18 protein-coding genes are annotated in these 16,872 nt (G+C 53.5%); 9 read left to right on the top strand and 9 right to left on the bottom strand.

The window, feature by feature from the left end; all coding sequences use genetic code 11:
• Positions 1-104: 104 nt before the first annotated feature.
• Positions 105-857 (top strand): MBL fold metallo-hydrolase, encoded by a 753-nt coding sequence (locus RIC05_RS04385; protein ID WP_350042024.1) that lies wholly within the window; start codon positions 105-107, stop codon positions 855-857.
• Positions 858-911: 54 nt separating this feature from the next.
• Here the strand turns inward: RIC05_RS04385 and RIC05_RS04380 are convergent, their stop codons facing one another.
• The 7 genes from RIC05_RS04380 to RIC05_RS04350 all read right to left on the bottom strand — a co-directional run bounded on the left by RIC05_RS04380 (position 912) and on the right by RIC05_RS04350 (position 6,561).
• Positions 912-1,742, bottom strand: a complete 831-nt coding sequence (locus RIC05_RS04380) for an alpha/beta fold hydrolase (protein ID WP_350045195.1) — start codon at positions 1,740-1,742, stop codon at positions 912-914.
• 72 nt (positions 1,743-1,814) lie between these two features.
• The gene (locus RIC05_RS04375; protein WP_350042022.1) at positions 1,815-2,081 is read right to left on the bottom strand and encodes a DUF1150 family protein; all 267 of its coding nucleotides are present in this window, start codon (positions 2,079-2,081) and stop codon (positions 1,815-1,817) included.
• 17 nt (positions 2,082-2,098) lie between these two features.
• Entirely contained in the window at positions 2,099-2,596 is a 498-nt protein-coding gene (locus RIC05_RS04370; RefSeq protein WP_350042021.1) for an Hsp20 family protein, read from the bottom strand.
• A 251-nt stretch (positions 2,597-2,847) separates the two neighbouring features.
• A complete protein-coding gene (locus RIC05_RS04365; RefSeq protein WP_350045196.1) occupies positions 2,848-4,518 on the bottom strand; it encodes an adenylate/guanylate cyclase domain-containing protein in 1,671 nt (556 codons plus the stop codon).
• Positions 4,519-4,761: 243 nt separating this feature from the next.
• Positions 4,762-5,490, bottom strand: coding sequence for a glutamine amidotransferase-related protein (locus tag RIC05_RS04360; RefSeq protein ID WP_350045197.1), 729 nt, complete (start codon positions 5,488-5,490; stop codon positions 4,762-4,764).
• 211 nt (positions 5,491-5,701) lie between these two features.
• Entirely contained in the window at positions 5,702-6,127 is a 426-nt protein-coding gene (locus RIC05_RS04355; RefSeq protein ID WP_350045198.1) for a DUF6691 family protein, read from the bottom strand.
• A complete protein-coding gene (locus RIC05_RS04350) occupies positions 6,127-6,561 on the bottom strand; it encodes a YeeE/YedE family protein (protein WP_350042017.1) in 435 nt (144 codons plus the stop codon). The genes RIC05_RS04355 and RIC05_RS04350 overlap by 1 nt, the downstream gene beginning before the upstream one ends.
• Positions 6,562-6,930: 369 nt before the next feature.
• Here RIC05_RS04350 and RIC05_RS04345 point away from each other — a divergent pair, with 369 nt between their 5' ends.
• From RIC05_RS04345 to RIC05_RS04320, 6 genes are all read left to right on the top strand, one after another.
• Entirely contained in the window at positions 6,931-8,031 is a 1,101-nt protein-coding gene (locus tag RIC05_RS04345; protein ID WP_350045199.1) for an ABC transporter substrate-binding protein, read from the top strand.
• Between the two features lie 12 nt (positions 8,032-8,043).
• On the top strand, positions 8,044-9,084 hold the full coding sequence (locus tag RIC05_RS04340) for a FecCD family ABC transporter permease (protein ID WP_350045200.1): 1,041 nt from the start codon (positions 8,044-8,046) through the stop codon (positions 9,082-9,084).
• Between the two features lie 3 nt (positions 9,085-9,087).
• The gene (locus RIC05_RS04335) at positions 9,088-9,834 is read left to right on the top strand and encodes an ABC transporter ATP-binding protein (protein ID WP_350042014.1); all 747 of its coding nucleotides are present in this window, start codon (positions 9,088-9,090) and stop codon (positions 9,832-9,834) included.
• 11 nt (positions 9,835-9,845) lie between these two features.
• The gene (locus RIC05_RS04330; RefSeq protein WP_350045201.1) at positions 9,846-10,499 is read left to right on the top strand and encodes a hypothetical protein; all 654 of its coding nucleotides are present in this window, start codon (positions 9,846-9,848) and stop codon (positions 10,497-10,499) included.
• Positions 10,496-11,131 carry a hypothetical protein gene (locus RIC05_RS04325; RefSeq protein ID WP_350045202.1) on the top strand — a complete coding sequence of 212 codons (636 nt, stop codon included), beginning with the start codon at positions 10,496-10,498 and terminating at the stop codon, positions 11,129-11,131. Before RIC05_RS04330 ends, RIC05_RS04325 begins: the two co-directional genes overlap by 4 nt.
• Before the next feature lie 154 nt (positions 11,132-11,285).
• Positions 11,286-12,260 carry a methyltransferase domain-containing protein gene (locus RIC05_RS04320; protein WP_350042011.1) on the top strand — a complete coding sequence of 325 codons (975 nt, stop codon included), beginning with the start codon at positions 11,286-11,288 and terminating at the stop codon, positions 12,258-12,260.
• A gap of 92 nt (positions 12,261-12,352) precedes the next feature.
• Here RIC05_RS04320 and RIC05_RS04315 read toward each other — a convergent pair whose 3' ends face one another.
• Positions 12,353-12,817: a YtoQ family protein gene (locus RIC05_RS04315; protein WP_350045203.1), complete on the bottom strand. Its 465-nt coding sequence runs from the start codon at positions 12,815-12,817 to the stop codon at positions 12,353-12,355.
• Between the two features lie 180 nt (positions 12,818-12,997).
• On the bottom strand, positions 12,998-14,002 hold the full coding sequence (locus RIC05_RS04310; RefSeq protein WP_350045204.1) for a GlxA family transcriptional regulator: 1,005 nt from the start codon (positions 14,000-14,002) through the stop codon (positions 12,998-13,000).
• Between the two features lie 134 nt (positions 14,003-14,136).
• Between RIC05_RS04310 and RIC05_RS04305 the strand changes: the two genes are divergently transcribed.
• Positions 14,137-15,219, top strand: coding sequence for a class I SAM-dependent methyltransferase (locus RIC05_RS04305; protein WP_350045205.1), 1,083 nt, complete (start codon positions 14,137-14,139; stop codon positions 15,217-15,219).
• A 158-nt stretch (positions 15,220-15,377) separates the two neighbouring features.
• Positions 15,378-16,586, top strand: coding sequence for a flavin-containing monooxygenase (locus tag RIC05_RS04300; RefSeq protein WP_350045206.1), 1,209 nt, complete (start codon positions 15,378-15,380; stop codon positions 16,584-16,586).
• The last annotated feature ends 286 nt before the right edge of the window (positions 16,587-16,872 follow it).

The raw sequence follows: 16,872 nt of genomic DNA, 5'->3' as shown, positions 1-16,872 counted from the left end.
TCATTGGTGAATTCGGAACCGCTTGCGTTATGTGAAACGAATCCGCAAGAATATCTGCCTCATTTAATATACTTGGCGATCAAAACGGTAAACGGGGCGGGACCATGACAAGCGATTACATGCGCATTGATGTTTTGGGGGTGGGCGAAGCATTCGACCCAAACCTTGAAAACTCATCCGTTGTGGTGACAGCAGATGGTTATCGTTTGCTGATTGATTGCGGTGCGACGGTTGCCGGTCAGTTGATGGGAAAGTTTCCCGACCCGGATGCGATTGATGCGATCTATTTCACCCATATGCATCCCGATCATATCTTTGGCCTTGTGCCGGTGATGTTGAACTGGCGCGATGATGGCCGCTCAAAACCCTTGCAAATCCTGTGCAGCCCGCAATTGCGGACCCATCTTGAAAAATTGATGGAGCTTGGCTTTACCGGCTTGGGATCGGCATGGCCGTTCGAGATTTCCTGGCATTCAATTGCCGAGACCGAAACGATTGGTCCGTTTGACTGCAAATTCGCCCGCTCGGACCACAGTGTTCAGAACCATGCGATCTTGCTGCGTTTCGCCAATAAGGGATTTGCCTATTCCGGCGATGGCAACGTCACGGCTGATACCGCGGCCCTGTTTACCGGTGCGGATCTTGTGTTTCAGGAAACCTATCTTCCCAAACATGATCCGCAACATGCCGCCCATTGTGATTTGGAAACCGTGATGCAATTGGCATCCGATATGCCCGGTGCGCGTTTCTGGCTCTATCACATTAAACGCGACGCCCGGGCAGAAATGGCCAAGATCATTCAGTCCAATCAACAAGTGCGCATGGCTGTACCGGGCGAAGTGATCGAAATTCGCTAGCAGGTATAAGGTTTCTAGCGTCGGATCGCCGGGGTGTCGGGAAGAAAGGCTGTGTTAGCCAGTGAAATACGGGCGCAGATGCGCAAGTACGGCATAAGGGGCGGTTAAATGCGGCAAATGACCGCTGCTGTCGATGATATGCAGATCACTGTTTTGAAGTTTTTCATGCAGATACTGCCCCACTTTGACGGGGACGGCAGGATCCCTTTTGGGCTGGATCAGAACGCATGGGGTGTAAATTTCCGGCAAAAGGGCCCGAAAATCGGACTGAAAGATAAATTTTGCCGTTTGCAGGGCGACCTTTTGCGGCATCTGAAGCAGTCCGGCGGTGAATTCCAGGACAAATGCCGGGGAAGATTCGCCGACAATCATTGGTGCAAAGCCATTGGCCCATGCTTCGAAATTGTTCTCCATTGCGGTGAACAATCCGTCAAGGTCGGCTTGAAGAAATCCGCCACCATAATCGCCATCGTCAAGATAGCGCGGCGATGCGGCAATCATGAAAATGCGCTCAAACAGTTCAGGACGTTGTGATGCGGCAATCAATGCGACCATCCCGCTGACCGAATGGCAGAGAATCTGGCAACGGCCAATCCCCTGTTCATCAAGTAAATTCAGAAGGTCGTCGGCATAGGCCGTAATCGAAGTATGGCGATGCGGTTCGAAATTCCGGCCGCCATCGGGTCCGGCCCCTGCCAGATCGTAAACACCCACATCGTAATGTTTGAGAAGGTCGGGTAACAGCAACCGCCAACTGCGGTGATCCGTCCCAAATCCGTGTGACAGGATCAGCAAGGGTGCATTCTTTTTGCCAGATGCGTTCGGAATCAGGCGCCAGTTATGGCGCAGAGAAATGGAACCGCTCTGGAAAGATGGCGTTTGCACAAATGATACCGGTCCAAAAGGAAAATGGTGCCCGGATGACCGGGCACACGATCATGATCGGTTGTAGACGCCTTAATGGACGGCGCGGGGTTCCATGTCGTGCTGACGAATTGCCGCATTGGCAACAGCATGACTTTCAAACGACGCGATATGGGTGCCATCCGCGGTAAAGACGCCAAAGACCAGTTCGTCTTTGTCTTCGTCGGTGTTGGGAACCTGCCGGATATAGGCAAAGTCATGGATGCCCAACATGGCGAAATCAACATTCGACAACAGGCCGGTATCCTTTGCGTCACGCTGGGTGACTTTTGTTTCGTAGTTGGCTGTGCGGTCTGTCATTTGAACCACTCCTTAGGTTAGGCCTTGCCGTTTTTGTCATCGGCATTGCTGTCTTCATCTTCAACCTTCATATCGATGGTACGTGATGAAACAGCTTTCTGTTTATTGGAGCCAATTGCGATTTCACGCACAACCGGTTCTGGCAAAGGTCTGTTCAAATCAACGTGCAGCAGGCCGTTATCCAGATGCGCGCCAACAACTTCAATGCCCTCGGCAAGGACGAAAGAACGTTGGAACTGCCGGGACGCAATGCCCCGGTGGATATAGACACGCTCGCTGTCGTCATCGGTATGCTTACCACGAATGATCAGCTGGTTGTCTTCTGTGGTTACAGACAAATCTTCTTCTGCAAATCCTGCAACTGCGACCGTAATGCGCAATTTGTTTTCGCTGATTTGCTCGATGTTATAGGGCGGATACCCTTCGGCTTTGGTCTTTGACACTTGATCAAGAACACGTTCAATCTGATCAAAACCCAAAAGCAACGGGCTGTTAAACATAGAAATCCTAGACATTTGCAGCACCTCCTCCGTCAGAGCGAGTGTGATAACTATTCAGACCCCGCGCAGAATGCGCATTTGGGCATCCATTTTGTCCGGCCCGCAAAATCTGGCACCGAACAGTCACATATAATGGAATAAATGTGTTTTTTGCTACGATAGTCAAGAGTTCCCTGTGTGTTTGCGCCTGTGATGTTGCTTTGATGCTGCTGTGAAAAACGTATTCACAGGCAGACAACAAGGTCGTTTGGCGCGATTGAAACGAGTCACCGCTTGGTCTGTGTAAGATCGGGCATGGCATCCAATGCATAATACGCAACCGACTGATCCTTCCCGCGCAGGGCAACTTCATGAAGAACCGCATTTTCCGGTAAGGGAATCGGGCCGTGATCAAACAGTGTTTTCGAAATCACCAAGGGCACGCCATGCCCCTTGGTCTGGGCTTCAAGTCGGGCTGCTGTGTTGATCGTATCACCAATCGCACTGATGTTTTCACGTCCGGGCGGGCCCATTTCCCCGACAATGGCCTTGCCCATATGCATGCCGATGCCAATCCGCAGCTTATGGGGCAGTTCGGATTTCAGATGTTCGTTTAATCCTTCGATCCGGCGGAGCATCTCTGCCGCCCCTTCGAATGCCTGCAAGATGGTGTTTTCGGTATCTTCGCTGTCATGCCCGTAAAGTGCCATCAGGCCATCGCCGGTAAATTGCGCGTAATAGCCTCCGGTCGCACGCAGGGCTTCGGTCATCTCGGCAAAAAACTGATTAAGGATGAACAAGACGTCATAGGGCATCTTAAGTTCGCCAAGCCGGGTCGAATCGCGCAGATCAATAAAGATCGACACGACTTGGCGCTCGCTCCCCGATAGGCCACCGGGGCGCCTGCCATCACGTGCGGTTGCGTTTGGCGGCATCAATGGCGCAATCGCAAGATCATTTTGCGGTCTGATCTGACATGCCAGACGCATGCCACGCGGGGCCTGAATGCTTTTAAGTGCAGCCGCTTCGATCTCGCCGGGGGCGGCAAGTTGATCGGTGCCCGACCCGCAATGCAAACGACAGGTCGTGCAACGACCATGCCCGCCACAGACCGACGCCATGGGTATGCCTGCATCACGAAGCGCCTCAAGGACGGTGGCCCCGGGTGGCACACGCACAAACCGCCCGTTGGGCAGGCTTAACATCGGCCCACGCTTGGCGCGATCAATGGTCTGGCGAATCTGCCGGACACCAAACGGTGCCAGTGCCAACGCAATGGTAAAGATCGAGGCTGGGATCAAGGCATTTTCATAAAAATCGATTGCCGCCTGATTAACATCGGCGGCTTCAAGAACGCCAAAGACATATTTGCGTCCGCCTTCTTCAGCACGGCGGATAATTTCTGCGGCGGCAGCACCATATCCCGCCAATGACATGGTCGGGATCAGGATGGCAAATGTGCCAAGGATGCCGCGCCATTTGGGATAGAACGGTTTGACCCGTAACCAGAAATGAATGCCGATACAGCCATGAGTCCAGACAACGATGACGGTGACCGCCTGCAAAACCCCCTGAAACGGCACGAAAACGGCAAGATCAAGCAAGACCCGCTCATAGGGGGCGCCAACGTCAAAGCCGATATCGATGATCCGGGTTGCGATGATGTGGCGAAACAGCAGGAACGGAATGCAAAGGCCCAAAATCATTTGCGCCCATTCGGATTTGCGAAGGCGCAAGGATCGGCGGGTTGTCAGACGCCCGGTTGCCAAAATGAAATGGACAACAAGTGATGAAAGCAAAAGGATTTCAAGCGGCGGAAACTGCCAGATCTCGGTGGAAAATTTATCAATGGTTTCCATGAATTCCGGCGACACGATCCCGGCTGCATGATTAAGCAGATGGGTCAGGACATAGGCAAACATGGTTAGTCCTGAATACAGACGTAAATTCTGGATCATCTTGCAGGGTGCTCGTCGCTGTTGTCGCTGGTCGTGTCCATGGCAAAATCGACATTTGCGTCGATCATGATTTTGTTGGCCGGACGTGGTCCTGTTTGAACAGGATTATACAATACCCATGATTGATAAATGGTTTTAGTTAATTTGTTTCGAATGGGCCTGACGCTGAATGTTGCAGGCACGAAAAAAGCCATCGGCTGGTGCTGATGGCTTTGATTTAACGCGGTTGCGGGTCTGGCGTCATCAGGCGGCGTTTTTAACCCGCTTTTGGGTCAGGAATTTGACAATCGATGTCGCAAAATCCGTGCTCGATATCGGATTTTCAAGCGAGTCCAGTGCGGCCTTGTGGATATCTTCCGGGATCAGGTCATAACGGGCTTCCAGCAATGCCTGCTCATAAGGGCGCATGAATTCCGGGTGCGGCTGGATGGATGCGGCATTCGCACCATATTGCAAACCGGCATAGGGGCAGAAATCCGAACTTGCCCAGACCGTTGCACCTTCCGGAAGTTCAACAACCTGATCTTGATGGAATGCATTGATGCGAATGGTTGGCGCACTGTTGGCCAGCCAGTCACTGTTGCTTGCATTGACATCATATTGATGAACGCCAACACCCCATCCTTTGTCGGATTTAACGACTTTGCCGCCAAGGGCGGTGGCAAGGATCTGGTGGCCAAAGCACACCCCGAAAACCGGCAATTCCGCCGATACGGCATCGCGCAGGAAGTGCTGCAGACGGATCATCCACGGGGCGTTTTCATAAACGCCATGTTTGGAACCGGTAATAACCCAGCCATCTGCATCGCGAATGGATTCCGGAAACGCCGCTTCGTCAAGAACCGTCCAGGTTTCAAATTCCAGACTTGGATCAACATTGCCAAGCAGCGTTTCAAACATGCCTGGATAGCTTTGGAATTCATCGCGGAGTTCTTCCGGGGCAAGCCCGGTTTCAAGGATGCCGATCTTCATGGAGAAACCTTCTAAGACTTCAAATGGCGCTGTTGCTCAGGTATGGGATTTTAGCGCTAAAAACAAGCCCGGTGCTGCGAGAATTGCCGTAATTTTTAACCGGATATGCGAAATCTCCCGGCTTTTTAGCGCGGGCGGTTGCGTGGTTTGCATCAGAAGCCATCACAAAGCTATGTGTAATGACACCCATACTATAACGGCTTGGTCGGGCCTAAGCATTCAGACGCATCATCTTTGCCGCGGCCATCCCGGCAAGCATGGCAATGACGAAAATGATGGTATCAAGCTGCCCAAAGGCCAGCGCACTTATGGCCGGTCCGGGGCAATAGCCAACCAAACCCCAGCCCGTGCCAAACAACACGCCACCGATCATAAGTTTTTTACTGATCGCGCGGTTGGTCGGAAGGCTCATTTCACCGCCACATACCGCCTCCGTCCGGGATTTTGCAAACCAGAAAATCGGCATGGCGACAATCAGACCACCCCCCATGACAAAGGCAAGGCTTGGGTCCCACCCGCCATCGGAAATCGCCCAGATATCCAGAAAACCAAGTACCTTTTGCGGATCGATCATGCCCGAAATGTAAAGCCCCGCGCCAAACAGCGTGCCGCAGATCAAGGATACAAGAATACGCATCATGCTGCTCCGATCAAATGACGGGTGACAAGAACGGTCAGGAAACCGGCCATCATGAAGCTCAGCGTCGCGACCAATGATCGCAACGAAAAGCGCGATAACCCGCAAATGCCATGACCACTGGTGCAGCCGCTGCCCAATGTCGTACCAAACCCGACAAGAAGCCCGCCCGCAATGATCACCGGCATCGGGCTTGTCACCATACTTTGCGCTTCTATTGATGTACCAAATATCAGTGCAAGCGGGCCAAGGATCAGTCCGGCAATAAAGGCCGCGCGCTCAAGCGGGGCGGAGCCACCTTTGCTTGGTGACAGAAGCCCGCCGACAATGCCGCTGATCCCGGCAATGCGCCCGTTCAGCAAAAAATAAAGTCCCGCCGCCAAACCAATAAGACCACCGCCAAGCAAGGCGGAAAGGGGGGTAAAGTTTTCCATCTGACTTTCCATGATAGAGGAATTAATATTAAAATATTCGCATTTATCAATATAATCAATGGAAATCGCGATCATTGGCGGTTTTGCTTGTTTGAACGTGGGGAGGTTTTGCAATTCGGACCGGGAATGATGGCTAGGACTCGCAGAGATGTGTGTGCTGCGCGGAGCAAGCACTATGGCTCTGCTTCGCTTCCGCACATCTGGTGACCCTTGTGACCGCATTAGGTATTTGATCCCATCATCACGACCAAAATCGCCCTTCTATCGATCATTTATGCGAATAATTCGCAAAACAATTTGCATATGGTTTTTGTCAATGCTACCCCAAGCAAGCCTAATCAAAAGTGTGGTTTAGGGGGAATTTGAACCATGAAGATTATCTGGCAAGAAATTGCCCGGCGCAGCATGCCCATCTTGGTGGCATGTGGTGTCACTGCGATGGGTGCGCAGGCACTGGCAGCAGACGGTGTTGTCAGCTTCACCGATCAGTCGGACCGTGAAATCACGCTCGACAAACCAGCCGAGCGTGTTGCGACCATCCCAATTCCGGCAGCATCGATGTTTGTTTCGCTTGATGGCGGAACGGATCGTTTGGCTGCGATGCATAAATTGTCAAAATCGGCCTTGCTTGAAGGCGTGCTCGGGGACTTCTTCCCGCAGTCAAAATATGTACCGAGCGACATCGTCGGCGAAGGCTTTATGCCCAACATCGAAAGCCTTCTGTCGGTGAACCCTGATCTGGTGTTCCAGTGGGCTCATCGTGGCGATGACATTATTACCCCGATCAGCAATGCCGGTCTGAAAGTTGCGACATTCCGGTATGGGACCGAAGATTTGGCGCGCGGCTGGATTCGCATCATGGGCAGTGTCATTGGCAACCCGGAAAAGGCAGAGCGCCTGATTGCCTGGCGCGATGACGTGATGGCAAAAATCAAGGCCAAAACCGATACGATTGCCGATGCGGACAAACCCCGCACGCTGTATTTCCTGCGGTTCAATTCCGAACTCAAAGTATCGGGCAAGGGCGCTTATAACAGCTTCTATATCGATCTTGCCGGTGGCCAAAATCCGGCAATCGATGGTCCGACCTGGACGGTTGTTGGCCCGGAACAGATTTTGGAATGGAACCCGGAAGTCATCCTACTGAATGGCTTTGAAACCGATCTTGACCCGCAGGATGTCTATGACAATCCGTTGCTGGTTGATGTTGCTGCGGTGAAAAACAAACGCGTCTATCGCGTGCCGCTGGGGGGCTATCGCTGGGATCCGCCCAATCAGGAAAGCCCGTTGATGTGGATGTGGTTATCCCAAATTCTGCATCCCGATCTGTTTGACTGGGATCTGCGCGCCGAAATCAAATCGGCTTACGCTTGGATTTATGGTCAGGTTCCGACGGATCAGCAGATGGATGGCATTTTGCGTGTTTCGCAGAATGGCGATGCGGCCAATTACACCCCGTTTGTCAACTAACGGGGAACACAGATGACCAGCACAGTCGCAACAGCGCAAAACCGGTTTAACGGCCAACCCGCCCTTTGGGGGGCCTTGGTGGCGGGTACGTTTCTTTTGGCATTGGGATCACTGACAATCGGGCGCTACGACGTCCCGCTTGAAAAAGTGATCGCCATTCTGGCGCATCATGTCTTACCGATTGATGCCGAATGGAAAGATGTCGAACAGCGCGTGGTTGAACTGATCCGGATACCGCGCATGTTGCAGGCTGTGCTGGTCGGTGCTTCCTTGGCACTAAGCGGTGCGGCTCTCCAGGGGGCGTTTCGCAATCCGTTGATTGGACCCCAGATCGTCGGGGTTTCATCCGGGGCCGCCCTTGGCGGCGCGACGGCCATTTTCCTGTCGCTTGGCACGGTTGCGGTTGTCGGTAGCGCATTTGTCACCGGTGTCTTGGCCATGGTCTGTGTGTATATGATTGCACGCACCGAAGGCCGCGCACCGATCCTGATGCTGGTGCTGTCCGGGGTGATTGTCAGTGCGTTTTGCACATCCATGACATCGATGGTGACGTTCTTTGCCAATCCCGAAGACAGCCTTCCGGCGATTGTCTATTGGTTGATGGGCAGTTTCGCAACCGCCAGCTATGACAAGGTTGCGATATTATTGACCGCCCTTCTGGTTGCCGGTGTGCCGCTTTTGGCCCTTCGTTTTCGCATCAACGTCTTGTCACTGGGCGACGAAGAAGCCGAGGCCTTGGGCATCAAGGTCGAACGCACCCGCTGGATTGCGTTGCTGGCGATTGCAGCCCTTGTTGCTGCATCGGTGTCGGTCAGCGGGATTGTCGGTTGGGTCGGGCTGGTTGTGCCGCATTTTGCCCGCATGCTGTTTGGCCCGGATCATCGGCTTGTGCTGCCGGCCTCCATGATCATGGGGGCGGCTTATATGATGGTGATTGATAATATCGCCCGCACCATGACGGCATCCGAAATCCCGCTGGGTGTTTTAACCGCGATTGTTGGCGCGCCGGTCTTTGGCTGGTTATTGCGTCGAACCCGTGCACGGGGGTGGTAAGCCATGATCCGTGTTGAAAAACTGGGTTTCAAACATCGCCTGCGCACCAACTGGATTTTCCGCGATCATAGTCTGACCGTGAATGCGGGCGAAGTGGTTGCGGTTATCGGCCCGAACGGTCGGGGCAAAACCACCCTGATCAAAACCATTCTGGGTTTGTACAAATCGGTTGAAGGCAGCGTTTCCTTTGACGGATCTGTCGGCTATGTGCCGCAAAATACCGAGGCATCCTTTCCCTATTCCGTGCGCGACATGGTGGTGATGGGGCGTGCGCGGCATGTCAAAACCTTTGGATCGCCCGGACGCGATGATTATCACAAGGCCGATGCGGCGCTTGAACGGTTGGGTGTCGGTCGATTTGCCGACCGCCCGGTGACCGAACTTTCCGGCGGGGAGCGTCAACTTGTCCTGATCGCCCGGGCCTTGGTGTCTGAATGTCAGATCATGGTGCTTGATGAACCGGCATCGGCCCTTGATTTCCGTAATCAGCAAACCATCCTGACCGTGCTGCGCGATTTGGCCCAAAAGGACGGCATGACCATTTTGTTCACCACCCATATGCCGCAACATGCCCAAGTCATTGCCGATCAGGTCTTGCTGATGCGCGATGTTGATCACTATGATTTTGGCCCGACCAAAACGGTTCTCAGCGAAGAAAATCTCAGCACGCTTTACGGGATTGATATCCGTTCGATTGGTTTTGACCATCAAGGCCAAAACCAGCAGGCCGTCGTGCCGGTATTTGTATAAGGACCGGGATCATGCCAGCAGATCAAGACATTTACGTTGCCTGCATCGGCCCTGATAAAATGGCCCCGTCACTGGACAATCGGGCAAGGTTTGCGCCCGTGGTGTTTGAACGGGTTGATCAATACGATCTGCCCGATCAGGACCTGTCACGCTTTGCGGTATTGTCGGTGTCAATCCATGCCGATCAACGATTCTTGTTGTCGCAAAAAGATGCAATTGCCCGTTATCTTGATCAGGGCGGCATTGTTTTGTGGAGCGGCCCGATGGCTTATCCGGTGATTGACGGTGTCGGCGAATTCACCCCGCGGCCAAAGCGTAATCTGGCCGGATTGACGGTAACCCGGCTGGCGGATCATCCGCTTTTTGACGGCATTTCCGGTCAGGACCTGACCTTCCGCAAAGGTGTGGCGGGTTTTTGGGGGCGTGGGCATAACCCGGCACCCAAAGATGCGTTGTTGCTCAATGGGCTGGATACTGACCCGGAAAATGCCCCGGTTGACTGGATATGGAACCGCCCCGATGGCGGGATTGTCATAAGCCATGCGGGCAACGATTTCCTGACCTTTGCGCAATCTGGCATCGGCACCGCAGCCGATCAGTTGGCACCGAACTTTGCCAAATGGCTGACAAACCATGTGATGACGCTGCAGGAAGAACGGGTATGACGATGGCAAAAAAGCGGCCCAAACTGATCGCCCTTGATGGCGGAACCGGCTATCACAAGGTGACCTTTGATGACCCGGAAATTGCCCGACATATTGATGAGTTGATCTATATCCGTGACTTTTCCGACGATGATCTGGTGGGGGCTGCGGGGTTGATCATTCCGTGCCGAACCCCGCCCGAAGTCATCATTCCCCATGCTGAACGCATTCTGGCGTTTCTGAACCGCGGCGGTTTGGTGGTGGCCATGGGCGATACAGGACAGGAACACTGGCTGCCCGGCGTGTCGCTTGAACCGGTCGAAACCAATTTCTGGTGGTGGCTGGAACCCGGTGCTGACTTGGGGTTGGAGATCGCCGCTCCTGACCATGATCTGTTTGCCAATCTTGGCAAAGATGATGTCAGCTGGCATTTGCATGGTCTGTTTGATGTGCCCAAAGGCGCACGGTCGCTGATTGATTATCGTGACGGTCGGTCTGTGCTGTATGAAGACACCCGAAACTATAAGGGGCGGCTGGTCGTGACATCGCTTGATCCGATGTATCATCACGGCGCCTATTTCATGCCAGCGACAACGCGGTTTTTACGCGGTTTTATCCCGTGGGTACGTCGATCCCTTGATCAGCAGATATAGTTTTCGTTCTATAAACCAGCAGCTTAACAGCAACTGCTTGAAATAACGTGATTTTATCTATCTTGCCAAACGCCGAAAACCAGTAGATATAGCACTGTCTTTGGCTGTGGTTCTGGTGTTTTCACCAAAACCCTTTTCGGATTTCAAAACATAGATGAGTAAAGACCGCCTGTCGGCAAGTCGGCGACTTGATGTTGCATTGGCCCTCGTGTCGCAGGCCGATTATGTCGCTGCTGCCGACGTTGCGCGTGCGGCCATCGCTGCCGACCCGGATTGGGACGAAGCCCACTTCACGCTTGGCGATATCTATGAACGGGCAAACGAAACCGAAAACGCGATTGAAGCCTTTCGCCAATATCTGATTCTCGATCCGCTCGATCGTATGGGGGGCGAAGTCCGCCTGACCCTTTTGGGGGCGGCCGCCATGCGCGATCGCTTGCCGCCCGATTATGTCCGTGCCTTGTTTGACGATTATGCCCCGCGCTTTGAAATCAGCCTGCGGGACCGTCTGGCCTATCGCGGCCCGGAATTGTTGCTAGAAGCCGTGCGGACCTATCTGAACGCGATGGCTGAACCGGTGGAAGTCCTTGATCTGGGCTGTGGCACCGGGCTTGTCGGTGAAGTGTTCGGTGGAAATTTTGCTGCCATTGATGGCATAGATCTGTCCCCGCGCATGATCAACCGCGCACGGGCCAAGGGGATTTATCGCACCTTGGTCGCGGGCGACATTACCGACATGCCAGATGATCTTGGCACGCAATACAGCCTGGTCGTTGCTGCTGACGTTTTAAACTATCTCGGCGATCTGGCCCCGGCATTGCGTGCGGCACAGGCCCGCATGAAGCCCGGCGGCTTGATGGTCTTTAGCTTGGAGCACGGCGATGTGTTCCCCTACGACCTCGGCCCCGGCCAACGTTTCCGCCACCACGAACAGGCCATCGATGAATGGCTGCGTGAATGCGGTTTTGACGTTCTTTCCGATGCGCTTGGTGTTTTGCGTCAGGAAAAGGGCGTCCCGGTCGAAGGCCGGATCATGGTGGTCCGTGCGACCAGCGAACTGGCCCTGCTTGGCAATGATCTGATCGTTCCGACCGACCCGGATCAGGCATCGGGACAAACGGTTCACTAAGCCTGACCCATTGGCAACGGAGTGTGCCAACGGGGTCAATCAATCCTCAATCGGGATTTTCCCGACTCTTACGCAAAATTGGGCCCGACGGCCTATGCCTTTGGCATGTCGCCACGGATGATATAGGCCAGTGCCGCAACCACCTGCTCGGGCTCGCGTGCGACACCATGGGCGGCACCGTCAACTTCTTTCAGCGCATGATCATGCTCGGTCGGATGCAGGGTAATATACGGGATGCCAAGTGCGGCTGCTTGCCCTGCATCAAAGGCAGCATTCCATTGCTTGTATTTCTCGCCAAACCGGATGACCGCAAGATCGGAACCGGCCAGCAAGGTCTTGGTGCGCATGGCGTTAAGCTGCGCCCCTTTGCGGTCATGCCAGAATTTGTTTTCTTCCGCGCCAAAAACGGCGACGCCGCAATCATCTGAGTCTTCATGCATCGTGATCGGGGCGACCAGCTCCACCGGAAGGTTCGCGGCCTTAACACCGGCAGCGATCCGTTCGCGCCAGTCGCTGTGAATTTCACCCGACAAATAGACCGTCCAAACCTTGCTCATAGTGTTCTCCCTGTATGATCATTGTGCCGGGCTGATCTGCCCGGTTGCGTCTTGATGTGGCAGGTTACTGCATCATCGCTGTTGGGTCCAACCAAGCCCGGACCGGTTTGGTTCAAATTTTCTCAATCTAATTTTCTGAGGCAGTCATTGGAAATCTGCAATCTGGTGTCAACGGGCATCTTAAAACGGCTGCCATTTACGGCGGTAAACCGATGCCGACATGCCGACATTCTTGCGAAAGGCAGACCGGAAACTTGAGGGTTCGGTATAGCCAACTTCTCCTGCAATTTCGTCAATGGCAAGGTTGGTGGTTTCAAGCATCTGTTTGGCTTCTTCGACCCGCAAGGTTTGTACATATTCGGCGGGTGAATGGCCCGTTGCGCGGCGGAAACGCCGCAGGAAACCACGTGCTGACATTCCGCTTCGTTCAACCAGCCCAGATACCGGGAATGTCTTCATATAATGCTGCGAAAGCCATGCTTGGGCATCGGCAATGATTTTGTCCTCATACTGTCGCCCGGCAGCAAGGGATGCGTAATTCAACTGCCCGTCATTATGGGTATTGAGCAACCAGACCTTTGCAATGCGGCGCGCGGTATCGGCATCGACCAGCCGGGCAATCAGATAAAGCACCAGATCGACCCAAGACGATGACCCGCCCGCAGTAACCACGTTATGGCCTTCACCCGTTGGGCATAAAATGCGTTCCCTGCGAACAGTGATTTTTGGGAACTGTGTTGCAAGTAAATCGGCAACGCCCCAGTGGGTGGTCGCTTCCCTGCCATCAAGAACACCCCCTGTCGCGAGTAACATCGTGCCTGAACACACCGACGTGGTCATGACGCCCTTGGCATGCGCATCGCCAATCCATTTGGAAAGTGCGATCAAATCGTCCGGCAACGGACCGCCAAAGTCGATGTGAATATCGGGAACAATGATCAGATCGGGCAACTTGCCAGCATCAAGTGCGGCGTCCGGCGTGACCTTGCGTCCATTAATGTCGAGATAAGGTGCGCCGGTCATCGTGCACAGAAGCGGTTGAAACTTGTTTGGTTCTGATGGTGGTGCACCGTGCAGCATTTCCCAGTCGCGCCCGACAGATGACAGGATATCAAGGATCGAAAATATCGCCGCGGTGCCAGCAGATGGACTGCCAATAATCACCGTTCTAATAGAATTTTTCATAAAAATACTCAATATTGCGTCCGATAATCACCGATTTGTTCTTTTTCAATTCTACCGGAGCATGTTTTTCAGGTCTATACCCCCTCGTGAAACCGACGCAGAAAATTGCGTCGCATCAGGTTGAGGAAAGCAAAATGACCGTTCAGGAAAAGATACAAAAATTTGATGACCAAAAGGCCGAAGCCTTCGCCAACCGCTACGTTGGCGCATTGTCAGAAGCTGCGATGATTTTGATGTCATCAATGGGCCATCGGACCCGCCTTTTTGATGTGCTGGCAAACAATCCCGGCGTGACGTCGCAAGAGCTTGCTGATCTTACCAGTTGCCGGGAACGCTATGTGCGCGAATGGCTTGGCGTCATGGTAACGTCGCGTGTGGTTGACTATGACCCGCGCGGGAAATGTTATTCGCTCCCGGCTGAACATGCAGCCTTTTTGACCCGCGCCGCATCCCCCAACAATATGGCGGTCACCAGCCAGTTTATCGGCGTTGCCGCCTCGGTCGAGGATGAAATGCTGGTCAGGTTTGAATCGGGCGAAGGGCTTCACTACGATCATTTCAATCGTTTCCATGAAGTTATGGCCGAAGATAGCAGTCAGCTGGTCGTGGCTAATCTGGAAAATGGTATTCTACCGGTTGTGCCTGGTTTGCGCGAAAAGCTAGTACTCGGTATCAATGTGGCGGATGTTGCCTGTGGTGCAGGTCGCGCCATGATGAAATTGGCTGAAACCTTCCCCAATAGCACCTTTACCGGGTTTGATCTGTGTGCGGGGGCCTTTGCCCCAACCATGGCTGAAGCAAAGGAAAAGGGGCTCGATAATCTCTTTTTCGTTGCGCAGGATCTTGGAACTGTCGAGAGCATCGGTTCATTTGAACTGATTACGGCATTTGATGCGGTTCATGATCAGAAAGCCCCACTAGCCTTTCTTGAAATGATCAAAGCATCGCTTTCTGCAGATGGTGTTTACCTGATGCAGGATATCGGTGGTTCGCGCGATCTGGAAAACAACATCGAAAACCCCTTCGCACCCCTGCTGTTTACGATTTCCAGCATGCATTGCACGCCGATTTCAATCGGTCAGGGAGGGCCGGGGCTAGGTGCGATGTGGGGCGTTGAAACAGCTCAGGAATATCTGGCCAAGTCAGGTTTCGAAACCGTTGAAACCCATCGGCTCGAACATGATCCAATCAATGCCTATTTCGTTGCACGGGCCTGAATCGGAGACGTGAAAAGTCTGTTTTAACAGCACTTTTTGCGCTTCGTACGGTGTCTGCGGTGTGTCTCTTTTCCCCAAACCTCCTACCCCACGGGGCAACCGCAGCACCGGATTTTATGCCAGACGCACGATAAGTATCCTTCAAAAGGACCAACGTTATGAAATCCGCAATGCAGGACGACGTCCTGATTATTGGTGCGGGCTTGTCCGGTCTTGCCTGTGCCAAGGCATTGGCCAAGCGCGGAATTTCCGCCCGCATTTTCGAATCAAACCAACGTGTGGCAGAACCCTGGCGGGCACGCCACCCTGCTCTTCGGCTGAACATCCATCGCCATTTCGCCAAGCTGCCGGATCTTAATCCGCCAAAATCCGATGGCGTGTTTCTCAGGCGGGACACCGTTGTCAGATATCTTGAGGACTATGCAGCATCAATTGATGTGCCGATCGAATATGGAACGTCTGTAACCGCAATAAAGCGCAATCCAAACGGATGGCAGGTTCAATGTGCTGAGAAGACATACATAGCCAAGAATGTCGTTGTTGCCACCGGACGGGATCGTGTGCCGTTTATCCCCCAATGGCCGGGAATGGAAAGTTTTGAAGGTGAACTGATCCACGCCTGCGATCTGGGTGATGTGGCACGTTTTGATGGCATGCGTGTGCTAGTGGTGGGTGCGGGAAATTCGGGCGCGGATGTTTTGAACCATCTTGCCCGGCACAATCCGGCAGACGTTCTGGTTTCTGTGCGCCATGGCCCAGCAATCTTGCCTGCCCGTGTGTTTGGCTTTCCCCTTCACCGTCTGGCGCGCCTTTTCGCCATGCTGCCAGCGGCATTACTTGATCCGGCGTTTCGTCTGACTCAGCGGCTGTTTCTGGGAAATCTTGATGCACTTGGCCTGCCATCGCACCCGGATGGGGGCGGCACACGGCTTATTAAAGATGGGGTGGCATTCGCAATTGATGACGGATTTGTCGCAGCGCTGAAATCGGGATGGTTCAAAGCAATCCCCAATGTCCGATCATTCTGGGAGGGGCGTGCCTTTCTTGAGAACGGCCAATATATCCGCCCGGATGTCATGATTGTAGCGACGGGCTATCGAACCGGACTTTCCAGAATTTTGGCCCATTTGGGATGTGTTACCCCAGATGGGCAGCCCCATTACCCGTCGGGTGAGGCGGATCTTCACAATCCGGGGCTGTGGTTTACCGGTTTTCGCCCGATTTTCACCGGCTATTTCGACGCGGCAGCAAAAACCGGCGAGAGCATCGCGCGATCAATCCATCAGGAACTGTTTCGCAGATGCCAAAACGCAAAACTAAGCCCGGATGATATGCCTGCGAAAGGCATGGACAAGGCTGCGGAATAATCGGGTAAATTTCGGCGTGGGGTGATGTGGGGGAACAGATTGGTGCGCGTTTGTTTCAGAACAGCTGTGTCGAGCAACATTGCGGGGCTTAATTATACATCTCCGAAACGACAAAACCCGTCGCCAAAGGCAACGGGTTTTGAATGGTGGAGCCGATCAGGATCGAACTGACGACCTCTACAATGCCATAAAACAGAAAGCCCAGCAAAACAGCGGGTTTAAGGCAAAAACTGGCGGAAAGCCCGTTCCAATAAAATCAACAACTTATGGACCGTCCGAAATCGTT

It is taken from the genome of Thalassospira sp. (assembly GCF_040218635.1).
GTDB lineage: Bacteria > Pseudomonadota > Alphaproteobacteria > Rhodospirillales > Thalassospiraceae > Thalassospira.
Note: the sequence above shows the minus strand (reverse complement) of the source record. Positions and strands in the feature narration are given on the sequence as shown.